Source organism: Paenibacillus solani (assembly GCF_001277345.1).
In the GTDB taxonomy this organism is placed as follows: Bacteria; Bacillota; Bacilli; order Paenibacillales; family Paenibacillaceae; genus Paenibacillus_AQ; species Paenibacillus_AQ solani.
Genome location: NZ_LIUT01000001.1, coordinates 2614131 through 2631252 on the forward strand (window position 1 = coordinate 2614131; position 17122 = coordinate 2631252).

The 17122-nt window shown below is 47.1% G+C and carries 15 protein-coding genes; 4 read left to right on the plus strand and 11 right to left on the minus strand.

What is annotated here, in order from left to right; all coding sequences use genetic code 11:
- Positions 1-12: 12 nt before the first annotated feature.
- Genes AM231_RS11720 through AM231_RS11730 form a run of 3 tightly spaced genes read right to left on the minus strand, consistent with a single transcriptional unit; the run spans position 13 to position 1954 of the window.
- Complete coding sequence (locus AM231_RS11720) at positions 13-696, minus strand: hypothetical protein (protein ID WP_054402766.1); 684 nt, start codon at positions 694-696, stop codon at positions 13-15.
- Positions 693-1586: an ABC transporter ATP-binding protein gene (locus AM231_RS11725; protein ID WP_054402767.1), complete on the minus strand. Its 894-nt coding sequence runs from the start codon at positions 1584-1586 to the stop codon at positions 693-695. Before AM231_RS11725 ends, AM231_RS11720 begins: the two co-directional genes overlap by 4 nt.
- Positions 1586-1954, minus strand: coding sequence for a GntR family transcriptional regulator (locus AM231_RS11730; RefSeq protein ID WP_053492920.1), 369 nt, complete (start codon positions 1952-1954; stop codon positions 1586-1588). Before AM231_RS11730 ends, AM231_RS11725 begins: the two co-directional genes overlap by 1 nt.
- Positions 1955-2189: 235 nt before the next feature.
- On the opposite strand from AM231_RS11730, the gene AM231_RS11735 reads away from it, so the two are divergent.
- Both AM231_RS11735 and AM231_RS11740 read left to right on the plus strand, forming a co-directional pair.
- Positions 2190-3323, plus strand: coding sequence for a phosphodiester glycosidase family protein (locus AM231_RS11735; protein ID WP_054402768.1), 1134 nt, complete (start codon positions 2190-2192; stop codon positions 3321-3323).
- A gap of 229 nt (positions 3324-3552) precedes the next feature.
- Positions 3553-3969: an Imm7 family immunity protein gene (locus tag AM231_RS11740; protein WP_054402769.1), complete on the plus strand. Its 417-nt coding sequence runs from the start codon at positions 3553-3555 to the stop codon at positions 3967-3969.
- Between the two features lie 136 nt (positions 3970-4105).
- Here AM231_RS11740 and AM231_RS11745 read toward each other — a convergent pair whose 3' ends face one another.
- The 4 genes from AM231_RS11745 to pxpB form a co-directional block, all read right to left on the minus strand.
- Positions 4106-4744, minus strand: coding sequence for a pyroglutamyl-peptidase I (locus AM231_RS11745; RefSeq protein ID WP_054402770.1), 639 nt, complete (start codon positions 4742-4744; stop codon positions 4106-4108).
- 141 nt (positions 4745-4885) lie between these two features.
- Positions 4886-5644, minus strand: coding sequence for a LamB/YcsF family protein (locus AM231_RS11750; protein ID WP_054402771.1), 759 nt, complete (start codon positions 5642-5644; stop codon positions 4886-4888).
- 6 nt (positions 5645-5650) lie between these two features.
- Positions 5651-6652 (minus strand): 5-oxoprolinase subunit C family protein, encoded by a 1002-nt coding sequence (locus AM231_RS11755; RefSeq protein WP_054402772.1) that lies wholly within the window; start codon positions 6650-6652, stop codon positions 5651-5653.
- Positions 6649-7368, minus strand: coding sequence for a 5-oxoprolinase subunit PxpB (gene pxpB / locus AM231_RS11760; RefSeq protein WP_054402773.1), 720 nt, complete (start codon positions 7366-7368; stop codon positions 6649-6651). The genes AM231_RS11755 and pxpB overlap by 4 nt, the downstream gene beginning before the upstream one ends.
- Positions 7369-7600: 232 nt before the next feature.
- On the opposite strand from pxpB, the gene AM231_RS29040 reads away from it, so the two are divergent.
- Positions 7601-7774 (plus strand): hypothetical protein, encoded by a 174-nt coding sequence (locus tag AM231_RS29040; protein WP_165593392.1) that lies wholly within the window; start codon positions 7601-7603, stop codon positions 7772-7774.
- A gap of 63 nt (positions 7775-7837) precedes the next feature.
- Here AM231_RS29040 and AM231_RS11765 read toward each other — a convergent pair whose 3' ends face one another.
- The 3 genes from AM231_RS11765 to AM231_RS11775 all read right to left on the minus strand — a co-directional run bounded on the left by AM231_RS11765 (position 7838) and on the right by AM231_RS11775 (position 9737).
- A complete protein-coding gene (locus tag AM231_RS11765; RefSeq protein ID WP_054402774.1) occupies positions 7838-8137 on the minus strand; it encodes a hypothetical protein in 300 nt (99 codons plus the stop codon).
- Positions 8138-8222: 85 nt separating this feature from the next.
- Positions 8223-8951, minus strand: a complete 729-nt coding sequence (locus tag AM231_RS11770) for a metallophosphoesterase family protein (RefSeq protein WP_054402775.1) — start codon at positions 8949-8951, stop codon at positions 8223-8225.
- Between the two features lie 405 nt (positions 8952-9356).
- On the minus strand, positions 9357-9737 hold the full coding sequence (locus AM231_RS11775; RefSeq protein WP_207383565.1) for a hypothetical protein: 381 nt from the start codon (positions 9735-9737) through the stop codon (positions 9357-9359).
- A gap of 484 nt (positions 9738-10221) precedes the next feature.
- Between AM231_RS11775 and AM231_RS11780 the strand changes: the two genes are divergently transcribed.
- Positions 10222-11451 carry an aminopeptidase gene (locus tag AM231_RS11780; protein WP_054402776.1) on the plus strand — a complete coding sequence of 410 codons (1230 nt, stop codon included), beginning with the start codon at positions 10222-10224 and terminating at the stop codon, positions 11449-11451.
- Between the two features lie 122 nt (positions 11452-11573).
- Here AM231_RS11780 and AM231_RS11785 read toward each other — a convergent pair whose 3' ends face one another.
- On the minus strand, positions 11574-16814 hold the full coding sequence (locus AM231_RS11785) for an S-layer homology domain-containing protein (RefSeq protein WP_054402777.1): 5241 nt from the start codon (positions 16812-16814) through the stop codon (positions 11574-11576).
- Positions 16815-17122: the final 308 nt, after the last annotated feature.

The following is a 17122-nucleotide window of genomic DNA, read 5'->3' on the forward strand; positions in this document are numbered from 1 at the left end:
ACGTCTTTTGCCTTACACCGAACTTTTACGAATCGAGCGGTAACTGACGAGTGCGAGGATAACCGAGATGGGAGTGAGCCACAGGGACAATTCAAAGGCAGTATGTTTGACAACCCAGTCAATCACTTGCCCCCACCAGCCGTATTGAGTAATCAGCACGCTGGCCCCCGACAATATAATGAAATTGGCCGCAATCATGACAAAGGTTTTAATGCCGCGATGGCGAAGGTAGAACACGCCGGTTCCTATCCCGATAAAGGCAAATGTAAGAAGCAATATGAAATAAATGATGAATTGTTCTAAGAGCGTGCCATCATTCAAGTACGGCAGTTTGAAGAACGATAGCCGGTCTCCCCAAGAACCCGTAAAGCGTTCAATTTCGGCTAATGCCAATAATATAATCGACGTTATGACGCTGTATGATACCACCATCAGAACAGAGCCCAGATAGAAGTCCGTTCTTCGAATGCTGAATCCGAGGGAGAAGGGAAACAGCTGCAGCACAGATACCAGAGCCGCGATAAACACATAGATAAAGATTGTTGCCAATCCCCCGGCATAGAAAGCTTCACCATTAACCAATACGCTGATAATGTAGTTGATCAGAAAGCTGAATACTGTGATGGCCCAGGGCAAGTAAAACCAGGATAGTTTCTGTCTCGAATAAATATGGATTACGCCAGGAATTCCGTTCATGGTTGGATCCCCACCTTTTCGCGCTTAGTTAAATATACGATCAATTGTTGAAGGGAAACGAGGGTTGTTTCCAAGCCCAATTCTTCCGCCTCTTTTTGCAACTTCGTTGTCGCGCTGCTTCCCATCACCGTGACGGACAACATGGAAGCGAACGATTCCCGATGTATCACTTCCTGCCCTTGGATAAACGATTCAACCGTTCCGGAAGGACCGACGATCTTAAACGCACGTCCCCGCAAGTCATCCGTAGCATCGTCAAGTAAGATTCGGCCGGAATCAATGACGATAATATGCTCCAGCAATCTGCTAACCTCATCAATCAAATGCGTGGACAGAATAATCGTGCGCGGATGATTCGTGTAATCCTCGATCAGATGATCATAGAACAGCTCTCTGGCCACGGCGTCCAGTCCAAGATAAGGTTCATCAAAGATCGTTACGGGCGCGCGGCTGGCGAGTCCGACGATGATGCCTACCGATGAGAGCATGCCGCGGGACAATCTCTTTACAAGTCGTTTCATAGGCAGCCGGAATACCTCGATCAGTTTGTTCGCATATGCCGCATCCCAATTCGGATAAACGTTAGCGGCAATCCCCATAACGTCCTTGACCGTAAAGATATCCGGATATTTCTGGCCTTCTTTAATGAAGCATACCTGCCGGATCACCTTCTGATTTTCGTATGGATGCTCCCCGAATACGCGAATCTCCCCTTGGCTCGGGAACAGCTGCGCCGTTATCATTTGCATGATGGTCGTTTTGCCCGCGCCGTTCCTGCCCAGCAATCCATAGATCTTATTCGCCTCGATGGTAAAGCTCACATTATCGACAGCCGTCGCATCCTTGTATACTTTACTCAAACTTTTGACTTCGATCACGGTTTGGCTCATCAGTCTTGCTCCCCTCTGCGGATCATTTCCGATAATTGATCTTTGGTAATGCCCAGCTTAGCCGCTTCCTTAACCATGGAAACAACATACTGTTCATAGAACTCCGTCTTGCGTTTCTCCATTAGCTGTTCACGAGCTCCTGAAGCTACAAACATGCCAATCCCCCGTTTCTTATACAGAATCCCTTGATCTACCAATAGATTGACACCCTTGGCAGCTGTAGCTGGATTGATCTGGTAAAAGGCCGCAAACTGATTCGTTGATGGAACCTGTGTCTCCTCAGGCAGTCGTGCCTCAATGATGTCGTCTTCAATTTTGTCCGCAATTTGCATGAATATCGGCCTGCTATCATCAATCTGAAATGCCATTTACCTCACCACTTTCATTTATGACCTCTTTACATAACTGGTTAGTTACTTATGTAATTAACCATACAAGAAGCAAAGTGTGTTGTCAATGGTTGACCGGAACTTTTTAACAAAAATAAACGGGAACCCAGACTTTTGAACTAAACAAATAGTCCTGATCATCCGATAAAAAATAGGCGCAGCAACTGCGCGGCTCAATACAGATACAGATGAGAAAAGGAGCTTAAGAAGAAACATGAGAAGAATCATTGCAATCGTTTTACTAGCTATGCTGATGGTTTTCACACCACTGTATGCTGCATCACCGCCCAAGAATCTAGCTTACGTCGACAAGAACAGCCAGTCCTATATTTCGGTTGGGGTTCTGAAAACCTATGATGGTGTAAAGGTCGCTTATACTCCTGCCGAGAAGAAGCTGGACATTACCCGCGAAGATACGGCACTTACACTCTATTTGGGCAGTCGAAAAGCATATATTAACGGTAAGCAGGTTCAAGCGAACGCCGCACCGTTCTCCGAGAACGGCTCAACATACGTTCCGCTGCAATTTGTCAGCCAACACCTGGGGTTAACGTTATCTTGGAGCAAAAACAGATCAACCTTGAATATCACGGATGGTAGTGTGGCTAATACCCTGCCTGTTATATCGGGAACCATGATATCCAGCCAATCCAAGCCCGTAACTACGGCTAGGAAAACTTTCAAAGTAGGGTCGCGTTCGTTCAGCGCACAGGTTGTTACCGTTTCACTTCTGCACCCAAAAGTAGAGCTGGATGTTGTTCTTGCAGGCAATAAAGCTGGAAAAGTTGAGGATTTGCGCAGCATAGCCAAGCGCAGTAATGCTCTCGTGGCTATTAACGGTACATTCTTTAATGCTTATACTTCTGACGCATACAAAGCCCCTTATGGCTATTTGGTAAGTAAGGGAAACATTTTTCACAAAGCCTCCGGCGATAATCGGACCATCTTCACGTATGACAGCAACAATCTGGCTTCTATGATGCCAGGACTTGATTTCAAGTCCGTCTACGAAGCCGGACATATGGAAGGAGCACTTCAAGCCGGCCCTCGTCTGCTGACAGATGGCAAAGTGACGCTAGACGTCAAGAAGGAAGGATTCAAGGATCCAAAAATTCTGACAGGCGGCGGAGCACGAAGCGCGCTTGGCATCACGAAGGATCATAAGCTGATTCTGTTAACGACTGGCGGGGCAACCATTCCCCAACTGGCAGAAATCATGAAACAAGCTGGCGCATATCAAGCGATGAATCTGGATGGCGGAGCCTCCAGCGGATTGTATTATAACGGGTCTTACCTGACAACGCCTGGCCGGCAAATCAGTAATGCAATTGTCGTCAAATATAAATGATCTACCCATACCTTCTCTGGCTGTCTGGAACTTTCTCTTCCGGACCTGACTAGAGAAGGTTTTTCTATTACAAAAATAGGGACAATTTTTGAAACAAAACACATCAGGGAATCAAGGAACTGTTTCAGGATGAAGCACCGTTGTGTAAGTATAAGGAAAACTGTTTATTAGCAGCAGTAGTAGAGCTGAGGGCAGATCGATTTATTATAACGACGAGGAGAGCGATTTCATGTTTGAATTTCACGGCTGGGCTACGATCCGGCAGAATCCTGCTGATTCGGATCAAGAGCAGCTCGACATCATCATTCAGAAAATCCAGCTTAAGATTACCGAGTTTGCCTGGGGCAGCGGATTGCTATCCTTGAATGCCGCTAACGGCTCCTATTATCTTCATGTCGGAGGCTTTACGAACCGCAAGGGGGACGAAGCTGCCGAGATTGTAGAACTGTACCAATGGATTGGAGAGATTGCTCCCGGTTCATATGGTCTTCTATATACCAGGGACGATGACAATATGGAAGGTTTCGATAACGAATTCCGCGTCCAGGTATTGTCCCGTGGCCGATTAGAGGACCAGCGCGACCCGTTCCTCTCCCCTTACTTTCCGGTGATCGAAGATCACGCTGATTCGCGAAAGTCAGAATGAATTTAATAAGATAAATAAATCCCGCAACCCTGCCCTGCCATGATCTCATGGAGAGCGGATTGCGGGATTTTTATGATATTCATATAAGTGCAGAAATTGTGATTGCAGGATAGTGCTTGAATTCTGATAGCACGCTCTACGAGTGTTCGTTTAATTGGTCAATCGTGGTCTCAATTATGACTCGCAGTCCATTCAGCATCATTTCAGGAGATAATGTCGGCAAGGACGGCTTCTCTACGGCCATCTCGGTCGAAGCTGGAAAATGTACGAATCCACCAAGCGTCTTTTGCTGCCGAATCCGGATTTCGTTTAGAACGGCATACATCGTATTGTTACAGATATAAGTTCCTGCCGTGTTGGACACCGTTGCTGGAATCCCCGCTTCCTTGAGGCGAGTCACCATGGAGCGGATCGGCAGTGTAGAGAATAATCCATCAGGACCATTGGGATCAATGATTTCATCCTGCGGTTTGGCTCCCCGATTATCCGCAATACTAGATTCCGGAGGTATATCCTTAATATTAACAGCTATCCGTTCTGGCGTAATGGCTGTACGGCCACCTGCGACTCCACAAGCGATGACGGCATCAGGTTCGTATAGGTTCATCTCCTTCAAGAGAATGTCGGCACACTCATCGTAATGAACGGGAAGTAGAATCGATCTAATCTCTGCCCCAGCAAAAGCATGAGATCTAATATCCTCAATAAGCCTTTCCGTAGGATTAACTGAATCTCCTCCAAAGGGTTCAAACCCCGAAATCAATATTTTTTTCATTCATTCTGACTCCTGTTCTTGTGATGTTAAGTTAGTCTTATCTTGTTTTAAACCGAAAAAAGTTCTGTACTGCTCCCTGTGCGCACGATGCTTGATTCGCCCGGCTTAGACGGCTGTCGGCCATCTTGCAGACTATATTGTTTAGAAAAAAGCTTGTACGTTCACACCTTCAACTTCAAGTCTGGCTCTTAAAGTGCGGGCGAACGAAGCAGCATTCACCCCGTCCCCATGAATGCAGATCGTGTCTGCTTGGATCGGAATCATTTTTCCCGTCATTGTAACAATTGTACGTTCTTTGACCATCCTGATCACCTGTGCAATTGAATCCTCGAGCTCGGTGATGATGGCATTCGGCATATTTCTTGGCGTGAGTGAACCGTCTTCCTGATATGCACGATCCGCAAACACTTCGCTTGCCGTGCGAAGACCTGCCGCCTCCCCTGCCTTGATCAGCTCGCTGCCTGCCAGTCCATACAGGATAAGCGTTGGATCAAGACGGTTGATTGCAGATGCAATCGCATCCGCAAGAGGTCTGGAGGCGGCTGCCATATTATAAAGAGCACCATGAGGCTTTACATGCTGAAGGCCGGAGCCCTCTTGTATCGCAAAAGCCATTAGCGCGCCAACCTGGTAAGTTACCATATCATAAGCCTCTTCGGGCGTGATATCCATCCTTCTTCTACCGAAGCCGGCCAGATCCGGCAAACCGGGATGCGCTCCGATCGCGACTCCCTTCTCGATTGCCTGGCGAACCGTTGCTCGCATGACGGCCGGATCACCTGCATGATAACCGCAGGCAATGTTTGCCGATGTAATGCTGAGAAGTAGCTCCGTATCATTGCCTAGTGAATAGACACCGTAACTTTCCCCCATATCGCAGTTCAGGTCTACACGAATCATGCTGACTCACCACTCCTTCAGTTTCCTTTTAATCATCGCTTCTATGAGTCGAAGTTCTCGAATGCGGGCACTGCTGAGCTGTTCTGCTTCTGGCAAGGATATTTCCCTGAATCGGATCTTACCACCTGCTGGCAGCTGGGCAAGCAGTGGAATATCGACAGAAGCAATCTGTGCGATCTTCGGATAGCCTCCCAGCGTTTGCCGATCCGCCATGAGAATGATCAGCTGGCCATCGGCAGGTACCTGAACCGTGCCGACGGCTACCGGCTCGGATATATATTCGTTGGAGTGAATTACTTGTAGCGTCGGGCCTGACAATCGATAACCCATTCGATCCGATTGCGGAGTTACTGTGAAGAATTCATCGAACAAAGCCTGCTGGCTAAACTCGTCAAAGTCATCATATTGACGTCCTTTCAGCACACGTATCTCTATCTCCCGATTGGAGTCCGTATACCCGCCTGCTGAGACAAACCATCTCACAGTGAAGAAACCGCCATATTCATCAAGAAAGCGTTCTGGAGCCTCCAGTGGAAGCCGGGAAAGGCGCACAGACAGGGTATCCCCTTTCTTCAGTGCTCTCCCCTCATAACCTCCGATGCCAGCCCTTAGATATGTACTGTAACTGTTCATCATGATTGGAACATCAAATCCGCCCGACACGGCAAGATATGCACGACAACCGGCAACCGGCTGTTGAAAGCTCAAGCAGCTGCCAGCCTTGATCAACACGGGTCGCCACATCGGTACCCTCTCTCCATCAATGGTTGGCGTTAGGTCTCCACCTGTTATCGCAACCCACAAGGAACGCTCGAATTCCACGGCGAATCCCGACCATGTAATTTCCAGAGCAGCCTGTTCATCTTCATTGCCGACCAGACGATTAGCGATGAGGTAAGCGAAGCTGTCCATGGCTCCCGCCGGACTTATCCCGAATTTGCCATATCCATATCGGCCGGTATCCTGAAGAGTAACAAGCAACCCCGGCTTTATGACGGTTATACTCATAGACTCACTTCCCTCAAATGTTCATACTCCTCTGCTGTAATCGGCAGAAACCGGATATACTGCCCACTATTCAACAAGGTCGGCGACTGAGCTTCCGGCTGGAACAAAGCAAGCGGTGTCCGCCCGATGATCTGCCATCCGCCAGGTGTCTCAATCGGATAAATTCCTGTTTGCATGCCCGCAATTCCTACAGAACCCGCAGGAATTCGCAAGCGCGGCGTCTTCTTCCTCGGTGTTGCGATCTTCTCCGAAACACCTCCGACATAGGGGAAGCCTGGCGCAAATCCGATCGCGTAGATGAGGTAATCCTGTCCGGAATGGAGCTGAATAACCTCTTCAGGCAAAAGTCCATTCCTCTGCGCTACTTCGTCCAGATCAGGACCATAGTCGGCTCCATAACAAACGGGTATCTCAACAATCTCTTTGTCCACGCTGCCTTTCTCTGCTGTTGCATCGTCGAGCTGCTGTTCCAGTATGTTACATACATAAGCATACACCGTGTCGTAGCCGTCGGGCTTTATGATCTTACGGGCATCATAGTACACCGCAATGCTGGTAAACGATGGAATACTCTCAATCCAGCCTCGAAACGGGGATTGTTCAAGCGTCCTGGCAACTGTTGTGACTTGCCGATGAACCTCCTCGCTGACAATATCCGCGAATTGAATGAGAACCGCTGCATCGCCGAGAGGATAGAATGAATAAGACTTGCTCATAGGGCATTCTCCGTTCTGTTATACCAAGCCTGATATCCATGAAAATTCGAAAGATTACTTTTATGATAGCAGAGAAACAGGCATTTCATGAATAGGTATCCCATAATTAGCTGTGCAAAAAAGTCGCTTATTATGTACGGAAGACTTCCTGCCTTGCTGCTAGTATTGCTGAATAATATGAGGCCAGCTTTGGCAAAATACAGAAGTCGCATTCGATAAGGGAGGTGCCAATATGAGCAAAGAAAACCGTAACAGCAACGAACCAACCAAAGCAGAAGTACAAACGACTAAATTAAACAAAATGCCGCTTCCAGGTGATTTTGACGTCGAATTCTCGGCCGAAGAAGCAGCTGAAGTGTTTGAACAACAGCCTAACGGGGGCCATAATTCCGAGAATCAACAATAATACATGTCGAAGACCTCCATGCGCATCAGTATAAATGATGCCCGGAGGTCTTTTTATACCACGCTAATTAACTCGCGAAAAATCCATTCCATGCTCGACCTGAATGAACTGAAAATCAGCTAATCGTCGCACTCCATGCTTCCAGCTTCTCATCGATAAATCGGATCCATTGGCCGTCAGGGTCGGCCAAGACAGGTGTCCATGCTCCCCGGTCCATAGCGGTTTGCGTATTTCCGCGGCAAACAGGCGTTTCAACTCTCTATAGGTGATTCCGCTTGCACTTGCCGTTTCATGCCAGAATCCAGGTGAAAAGTTTGTGATTAATACACCGGCAACATCAAGGACCAATTGTATATTCTTCATATTACATCTCCCATGAATATCAGATTTTAGGCAGCTTCATGTCCCAGAACAACTTCAATAAACAACCATCGTCTTTTCATCTTTCCTATTTTTTGACCTGGTATCTTCCTGTCCTGATCTCAAGTATGTACTCTTCAGGATGAGGCATCCCGGATTGAAGAGCATCCTGTACCGCCTGCTCTATGGGATAAGGCACCCGAATGAATTGAATATTCAGCGGAGCTCGAGCTTCACTGTTATAGTTCCCTTCCAAAATTACATAAGAAGCTTCAGGCAATTCAAGAGGATTCCCGACGCTGCCGGTATTAAACAGAGTTCTTCCCTCCAGATGCTCTTGAAATGCATTGTGAATATCCGCATAACCGACGACATCTGCTATTCTAGGACTTGTGCATAGAGGCGAACTATCGAACAAGGTAGCCCGTTTCTCCTGGTCATCCCAAGGCTGAATCCGCTCATACACACTGCGAGGCGAAGCATGAAATAATCGGATCCATTTGCCGCTCATCATAAATTCTATCGTAAAGGGAAGACTCGCAAGATACTGAAGCCTCTCGCTTCCCAATCTATTCTGATGCCATAACAGAGTCGGGTCGTCGGTTTCCTTGCCGATAAAGTCATCCCAGTTTCCCCTGATAACCTGCTGGCATTGGGCTCTCACTATATCAACCGCGATATCTCCATGCGGGCCTTTGCCAATCAAGTCTCCCAGGCAGTAAATCGCATTGATTTCACGCTGCTGGATATCCTTCAGAACGGCCTCCAATGCAGGAATGTTTCCGTGTATGTCAGCGATCAAAGCAATTCTCGTCATGAACCCGCCTCCTCTGTTGATTAATTTGCCACTGCATTATATAAGTTATAAGATATTAGTTCTTTCAATTCAATTCGTCAATTCAGCGTTTCTTTTTCCATACAATTTTAACTTATAATGAGAAGGCTTTGAAGCATGCGTACATACCTATTCATGCGGATGAGGTTATATTACACGCTGAAACTCATTTATCACCCTAATGCTGGATGAGTCCTCTGTAAGTCTGACCGGTGTAAGTAGATTTCTTATCACTTGAATCACCGCCCCCCTCAAATTTATGTAAAAGAAAAAGCACCCAACAGGGTGCTCAATGATGTAACTAACTTTTCATTTTCTTCGTGTTGGCTAACAATTATGGAATGATACCTCTCTATGAACTGCTCGTAACTACGTCATATAATAGTCCTAATATCTAGCGTGCAAATAAAACCAATTAACGTTTCCTTCGTTGCCTTCGAATTGGGCTTGTACAACTACAGGATTAGCGTAAGGATTTGAATACGTTGCAGAGCAGCAATAAAGATCGGGACTATAAATCACAGCGCTTCCGCTGGCGTCAAGCGTAACGGTGACGTCAGAACCATAGACAGGTTCGCGTTGCCCCGAAGGTCCTTTGTACATCAAAGTGACGGTTACTTCAGTATTCGGTTCTCCCGAAACAGACACTTCGTAGGCATATTTATAGTGATTCACCGACCCGTATCTCGTCTCTTGTGATTCCGCAGTATACGCGGCAGAGGCCGAGCTAGAGAAAGCCAGCAACGCAATGAGGACTAATAATACCACTCTTTTCATTATTTTCACCTCCTCACTGTGAAGGATTCGTAAAGAAATCAGCACACCCCTTGATGAAATAAATGGAAATCCAAATATATTATATAAAAAAAGGTGTAAATAAGAAATGATTATTTCATTTAGCGTTACATCCAATTGGGTCAGGCACGTCACGCCGCATACTGCACATGCGCCTTTTTCCTGTGGGAGCTCCTAGTTTTTGTAATCGAGAAAGGGATCTTTACATCACTATTAATAAAGTAAGCCGGCCAATGTCTGCCCCCGACCACCAAGGCATTCATGCCCATACGGTGTCCTCTTCACGATTTTCTAAGTTACAAATATATAATCTTTTCGGACGTGGGGAACCTTTTTAAAAAAACAGGAGTTAAAATGTGTTTAATACCAGTGCGCACGAAGTGTGTGGAGCATGCTTGGATGGCCTTGTATCACATGTTAGAATGAAATAGACATCTGAAATGGAGGAATACTACATATGGACCATTTTGACAAAAATCTGGAGAAATACGCAGAGCTGGTCGTTAAGGTAGGCGTCAATATTCAGCCTGGCCAAGTCCTGCTTGTCAATGCACCCATTGAGACGATTGAGTTAACACGCCACATCGTAGCCAAAGCTTATGATGCAGGCGCCAAATACGTTCAGGTCGATTGGGACGATGAGAAAATCACCCGCATCCGCTATGAGAGAGCAGCCGATGATTCTTTCGGATATTATCCGCAATGGCAGGCGGATGCCATGCAGCAGCTTGCTGAAGCAGGAGGAGCCCTGCTTCGGATCAAGGTTCCGGACCCTGAGCTGTTCCGCGGGATTGATTCCGCCAAAGTATCCACAGCAGTAAAAGCTGCAGCTGTGGCCAATGAGAAATACCAGGGATACGTGCGCAACAATAAAATCAGCTGGTCACTCATTAAAGCTCCTACCCGCGCCTGGGCTGACAAAGTATTTGCGGATCTTCCCGAAGAAGAACGTATTCCAGCTATGTGGGAAGCGATATTCGAGATGAACCGTGTTGGCAGCGATGATCCGGTTGCGGCATGGCGGGATCATATCTCTCGATTGAAAGAGCGCCAGCATCATATGAATGCCAAACGTTACAAGAGTTTTCACTATCGTGCGCCGGGAACCGATCTGCGCGTCCAAATGCCTGAAGGGTATCTCTGGCTCGGAGGCGGTGACGAGAATGAGGCTGGTGTATATTTTGTAGCGAATATGCCGACAGAGGAAATCTATACGATGCCTCACCGTACAGGCGTGAACGGAACGGTCACCAGCACGCTTCCGCTTAATCTGAACGGTCGTCTTGTTGAAGGCATTAAGCTTACCTTTAAGGACGGCAAAGTAGTTGAATATGAAGCAGAATCCGGCCGGGAGCACCTCACAACACTGCTGGAGACCGACGAGGGAGCATCTTATCTTGGAGAAATGGCACTCGTTCCGCATGATTCCCCTATCTCCCAGTTGAACCGGGTCTTCTATAACACCGGTATCGATGAGAACGCATCCTGTCACTTCGCACTGGGCAGTGCCTATCCCGTCAATATCGAAGGCGGAACGAAGATGAGCAAGGAAGAGCTCCTCGCGCACGGTGTCAATGTAAGTCTGACGCATGTTGATTTCATGATCGGATCAGCAGAACTGGACATTGACGGCGAGCTGGAGGACGGGACATTTGAACCTGTATTTCGTGGCGGCCGCTGGGTATAAATGCAATTTCGAGAATAAAACGAACATCGTTCAAACAGTTAATCACAATGAAGGTACTGAACCAAATGAGGCTGACACTAAAGCACCCGCTCTAGTGTCAGCCTTTTGTTTGAATTTATTTACTATTTCTGCAGCTTCTCATGCTCCAACATGCGAAGAATCATCATCACCGCTTCCGCGCGGGTCGCCGATTCCCGAGGAGCAAAGCGATTACCCGAACGGCCATTCACGATCCCAGCCTCGGCCGCTGACGTTATTTCCTTCTCAGCCCAAGCCGGAATATCCTGTTGATCTTGGAATCGCGTTTTGGTAACTTGTGGTACAAGACCAAGGAAACGCGTGATCAGTGCTGCCATCTCTGCCCGATTGACCGATTGATTCGGCCGGAATGAACCGTCTTCATAACCCTTCACCAAGCCTTCAGATACAGCCCATTGAATCGCTTCAAGTGCCCAGGAGCCGATGAGAGAGCTGTCCTTGAAGCTCAACTTTCCGGATTTCCCCTGAGCGTTCAGCGCTTTAGCCATCATCACCATAAATTCTGCACGTGTTACCTGACGATCCGGTTTAAAGGTTTGGTCCGGATAACCGTTAACAATGCCCATTTGGACCGCTTGCTCGATCGCTGACGATGCCCAATGCCCAGCGATATCCGTTAACAACACCGGCTTTTGCTCCGGTTTAGGTTGTTCCTCTGCAGCTTTCGCCTTGCGATGAATGTTCAACTGATATGTGCGGGTAGTACCGTTCTCTGCCCGAACTACCAGTTTCAACAGATTATCCCCTTCTTTTAATTCGATAACCTGATCCTTCTTCAGGGGTTGTTCTCCCAGAAGCACGGTTGCTTTGCCATGAGCCGCTTCAACACGGAGCTTCACGGATTCAGCTACGGTATCCAACCGATATTCGGTTGTGTTCTCGTTGAATGTAGGCGTAAGTACAGCTGCTGTGCCATCTATCAAGACCTCAATCTGCTTTAATCTGTTTTCGCCAGACAATACATTTCCTGGTGGAGGTTCTGGTCTTGAGATCGGCGGGGAAGGATTCACCGGTACAGCAGGATTTCCCGGCCATGGAACAACCGCAGCGTCATAGGATCTGATCGCTGCTTGCAGGGCGCTAATCGCCTCTTTTACCTCCATAGCAGTTACATCTTCTCGTTCAGTTACTGCACGGGCACTTTCAATGGCAGCCCGGAGATGGGTCCGAGCATCAGCAGGATACTGCCCCGGCGAAGATCCTTCACTTGTTTCGTCAAGTCTTCGCTGTGCTGTATCGATCCATCTGTTCAATTCACTCTTATCCACTTCCGCTGCCTTTGTTGTGACAGAGCCATGCAGCCCTGCACTCTCTCCAGCGGCATTATAAGCTTTTACCGTAAAATGATATCGCGTGTCCGGCTCAAGTCCTGAAGCGGTATAGGAATATACATCGTTCGTGACACTTACTATCGGTTCGGTAAGACCTTTCAGATACACGCGGTATTCTTCTACACCATCATCAGCCGTAGCCTCTGGCCAACTCAGTGTTACACTGTCTTGCAAGATGTCCGTAAAATCCAGTTCGCCGGATGTCCATACAGGAGCACCAGGAATTTCTACAGATTCAGTGATAACTGTTAAAACATCACTGCGATCTGATTCCATCCCTTGTGCATCCAATGCAGAGACTTGGAATTCATACAGCGTATCCGGCATGAGCTCCGTTGCTTCATACACGCTATCCGTAACCGTAGCCACGCGTTGACCGTCTTGGTACACATTATACGTAATAGGCTGCTGGTCCTGACTTGTTACAGGGTCCCAACCCAATTGGACCGTTGACGATGTTACATCAAGCACTTTCAGATTCGTAGGAGCAGCCAGATTCCCTTCATTTGTAGTGAATGTCCACACATCTGATCTGACGCTGCCTCCGAATTTGTCCTGGGCAAGCACGTACCAGGAGTATGTCCCATTCGATCGCAGATCGGTCCAAGTCTGTGAAACCTCAGCACCACTCGTTACAGTTTGCGGTATACCGATGGACTCGCCGCGCAGATGATTCACTTGGATCGAATCGGTTGCTACTCGCTTTAATTTCGGTTCCAAGTCCAAATTAATCGTAAATTCATCCACACCAGGTTTCTCATAATAATTGTACTTATCCAGGTAAGGAGAATACGTATTGACATAAATCTCCTTGCTGTCTTGATTAAAATGGAGCAACCTCAAGTATCCGCTGCCGCCTTCGGCATGTCCTTGATAGTCTGCAAGCATTTGATATACGGTCCGATCTGTGATACCGTCCCCGTCATCATCCAGCTCATTTTTAAGCAAGCTCGCACCTGTGTAGTGTCCGCTCAGGACAGCAACCACATTCGGATTCGGCACAACCACTTCTTTGTATAACCTGTTTCCTACACCCGAACGAGAACCGTTCGCGAGCATATAATCATGGAAATTAAGGAATGCCATATGATTCGGATACTGTTTCAGGACTTCATTCATCCACTCGATATCCTCGTCCTCAATCCCCCATCCCATATACATCATGATGAAGTCATTGCCTTCAACATTGATCAGGTCATAATGCCCTCGGTTATCCTTGTAGGAACCCCCGTAATACGGCTGATTCTTATAACGGTCTTCTCCGAAATACTGACTGTAGGTAGTGTAATCCCAATCATAGCTCCCCACATCGTGATTACCGGCAAGCACGCCATTTGGGAGATTGGCATCCTCCAGCATTTTCATGTAATCACTGGCCCGATTCCATTGATACTGTGCGGTTGGATCGTTCACAAGGTCACCGGTATGGAATAAATATTTGATGTTCATTTTCTCAATAGAATCGACAATCCACTCGAATTGCTTCTGTTGAATATGCGGATACAATTCTGTGAGAAATTGAGTATCCGATACCCAGACAAAGGTGTAATCATAATCCTCGCGGGAGACGATCTCATCTTGTACAATGACATCAACTTTGTTGTTCTGTACGTAGTCACCTGCTGCCAGTTCGCCCCGAAGTGTAAAATCCGCCTCGGACTGGGCTACAGACTTCGTTATTTCTGCCCACTTGTTCTCAGTATGGTTCCAGGCATACATCGTCACTTTCCGTCCCGGAACCGTATGACCTTCCCACGCAACTCCAATACTGTCGCCTAGCTGGACAGAATGCTCCAGCTCTACTTCAAACCGGATATAAGGAAACTGGGACGTTGAATCCACAGTCACATACTGATCATTGGATTCGGATATCGTCTTCAATTCCTCTGCGGTCAGCAAGGTTTCGCCAGCAGGGAACCGATCTTTAGGTGGTTCTTCATCCGAGGAGTTCTTGGACAGTTTCACTCGATCGCCACTTAAAGCATCATACGTATAAGCCTGATGAAAGGAAACCACAAGCTCGTCATCCGTAGGATCACTGACTTGAACCTTCAGCTCAGGAGACAGCCCGGTACTGGTCGCCTTATCTGCTGGTGATACCAATTCAGGTGCATTCGGCTGCTCCTGTGCTGTCTGAAACTTAATCATGCGTTCTGTTTTATTACCAATCTTGTCCACTGCACGAATTTCCAGCTTATGCTCACCTGGATCAAGCTTGGATGATGATGTTTCATACGGTATCTGGATGGTGCGGCCATCAAGCAGCACCTTCACTTGTTCCACGCCGGACACCGCGTCTTCGGCAGACACATCAATCAAGAAACTTCCCTTATAGCTCTTTCCCTCTTCAACAGATGCAGTGATACTCGGACCATTGTTGTCTACCTGCACCGTTGCATGGGCTTCAGGCTGACCCTTTACATTCAGTTGAATCCTGTGCTCACCGTCCGAAACCATCGAGGTATCCCATGTATGAGATAACGCTGTTATTTTATCGGAAGGGATTTCGAAGTTGAATGTCACATATGGCAGAAAACGCCCGTCATCACCAAGGTCATAAATAACCGTGGGGTCGCTATGTAGCGGATCTCTTATTTCCGTCCCATCCCCTAAGAGCAGACGTACATTACGGACATTAAAATCATCCAGGTTGCCCGTTGGCTTATCATCGTCAAAATAGGTTTTATCGTTATCGCCTGCTCGAAGTGTAATTTCGTTCACACCGTTTGTCAGCCACTCTGGCTCGATCGGAGCAACGATGGTTTGATACCCGTCAATGTTAGGATCGGTCTGAAACAGAACGTGTTTGCCGATAGTCACCGTGTTGATTCCATCGTCAATGCCATCGCCTTCAAACACAAAGTAAGCGTTGTGTTCCATAACAGGTGTACCTTGAACAGGTTGTCCGTCGATTTGAAGCTCAAGATCTGCAGGACCTGCTCCATCTGCAGCGCCACGGATATAGGTGATTCCGCTGACTGTCTGCTGATCGTCAACATTCAGGCTAGCCGGAGCGCCATTGCCTGTAAGATCGACTTCGTATGTGGGACTTTTTACTTCTTTAAAAGTGTTGGACGCTGTGAAGAAATACTCCAGCTTTTTCTTCCCTAGAAGCTCCAAATAAGAAATCGTATGGCGGAAACCTTCCTTTCCTTCCTGTAGCTGTACAACCTGGTAAGTGCTCTGTCCATCGACTCGATAGTTTAACGCAAGCGAAGTCACCATACGCTCATCGTGCGCATCTGCAATGATCTCCAGATCATCTCCAGGCTCCACATTTGTAGTAGTTGTCAGGTTGGTTACGGTCGGTTCCTTATCAACGTTGATGTTTACCGGCTGGGCGGGCACCTCGGAATGTACTAGAGAGCCGGGTGTTGCAAAATGCTCCTTATACGAAATCGTACGCATTTTAAGACTTCCAGCCTCAGGGTACTTATAAAATATTCCTTGGTCTTCAGCGTTCTGCACTTCCCCGTCATTGTAGAATGCAGATACAACCAGGCGTCCGGTGTTCGTTACAACGACAACCTCACGCATGCGTGAATTGGACATGCCGCCTGAGAAGATCTTTACGATCTCTGTGTCTTCTTGTAAGTTGGTTCCATAATTTTGATTAAAATCGGCAACCGTGGATTTTTTGTTCTGACTGTTAATAATCCAGAACACCAGCGTGCCTTGAGAGGGGATCGTCACTTGGTCGGGCACATGCGCCCATAGCGTATCACTCTCCAAGTAACGGTAGCGAATCTTGTAATTACTGAAATCGATGTCTTTGTCCGTATTGTTATAGACTTCGATAAACTCATAACCGTCTGCGGTGCCTACATTCGTAGAATCAGGCACAAGCTCGGTAATCAGGAGTTCAGGCATACTATTCACTACATTGGATGTTTGTGCTGAGGCTTGTCCGGCTTGCAGGGTAAATGAGGCCGACAAGATGATACAGAGGATAAGGAAACAGGATAAACATCGATTAAGGACAATCTTAAACATGGATAACCTCCTAGAAATGATGTTGTAGAACAATCAATTCAGTTTCCCAATTCTCCAGGTCTCCATGGGATTTCCAAATTATTATTTTATAAAGCGCTTACATCACAATATCCCTCACGATCTTTTTTTAGGATTATCCCCAGAGGGATATATCAACTTTTCATCGTTCACCTCCCAAGATCCATAATTACATATTCCAGCCTTTTTTGAAACCACTTTATGTAAAATCTGATAAATGATATATAAGTCCCGATATCCATCTACGAACTAGTTATTTAGGTTTAAATCGATGATATAACTTCCTAACT

What these genes read in the sequence shown, in the direction of transcription:
- AM231_RS11720 (WP_054402766.1), bottom strand. Translation starts at nt 696, where the DNA reads ATGAACGGAATTCCTGGCGTAATCCATATTTATTCGAGACAGAAACTA.
- AM231_RS11725 (WP_054402767.1), bottom strand. Translation starts at nt 1,586, where the DNA reads ATGAGCCAAACCGTGATCGAAGTCAAAAGTTTGAGTAAAGTATACAAG.
- AM231_RS11730 (WP_053492920.1), bottom strand. Translation starts at nt 1,954, where the DNA reads ATGGCATTTCAGATTGATGATAGCAGGCCGATATTCATGCAAATTGCG.
- AM231_RS11735 (WP_054402768.1), top strand. Translation starts at nt 2,190, where the DNA reads ATGAGAAGAATCATTGCAATCGTTTTACTAGCTATGCTGATGGTTTTC.
- AM231_RS11740 (WP_054402769.1), top strand. Translation starts at nt 3,553, where the DNA reads ATGTTTGAATTTCACGGCTGGGCTACGATCCGGCAGAATCCTGCTGAT.
- AM231_RS11745 (WP_054402770.1), bottom strand. Translation starts at nt 4,744, where the DNA reads ATGAAAAAAATATTGATTTCGGGGTTTGAACCCTTTGGAGGAGATTCA.
- AM231_RS11750 (WP_054402771.1), bottom strand. Translation starts at nt 5,644, where the DNA reads ATGATTCGTGTAGACCTGAACTGCGATATGGGGGAAAGTTACGGTGTC.
- AM231_RS11755 (WP_054402772.1), bottom strand. Translation starts at nt 6,652, where the DNA reads ATGAGTATAACCGTCATAAAGCCGGGGTTGCTTGTTACTCTTCAGGAT.
- pxpB (WP_054402773.1), bottom strand. Translation starts at nt 7,368, where the DNA reads ATGAGCAAGTCTTATTCATTCTATCCTCTCGGCGATGCAGCGGTTCTC.
- AM231_RS29040 (WP_165593392.1), top strand. Translation starts at nt 7,601, where the DNA reads ATGAGCAAAGAAAACCGTAACAGCAACGAACCAACCAAAGCAGAAGTA.
- AM231_RS11765 (WP_054402774.1), bottom strand. Translation starts at nt 8,137, where the DNA reads ATGAAGAATATACAATTGGTCCTTGATGTTGCCGGTGTATTAATCACA.
- AM231_RS11770 (WP_054402775.1), bottom strand. Translation starts at nt 8,951, where the DNA reads ATGACGAGAATTGCTTTGATCGCTGACATACACGGAAACATTCCTGCA.
- AM231_RS11780 (WP_054402776.1), top strand. Translation starts at nt 10,222, where the DNA reads ATGGACCATTTTGACAAAAATCTGGAGAAATACGCAGAGCTGGTCGTT.
- AM231_RS11785 (WP_054402777.1), bottom strand. Translation starts at nt 16,814, where the DNA reads ATGTTTAAGATTGTCCTTAATCGATGTTTATCCTGTTTCCTTATCCTC.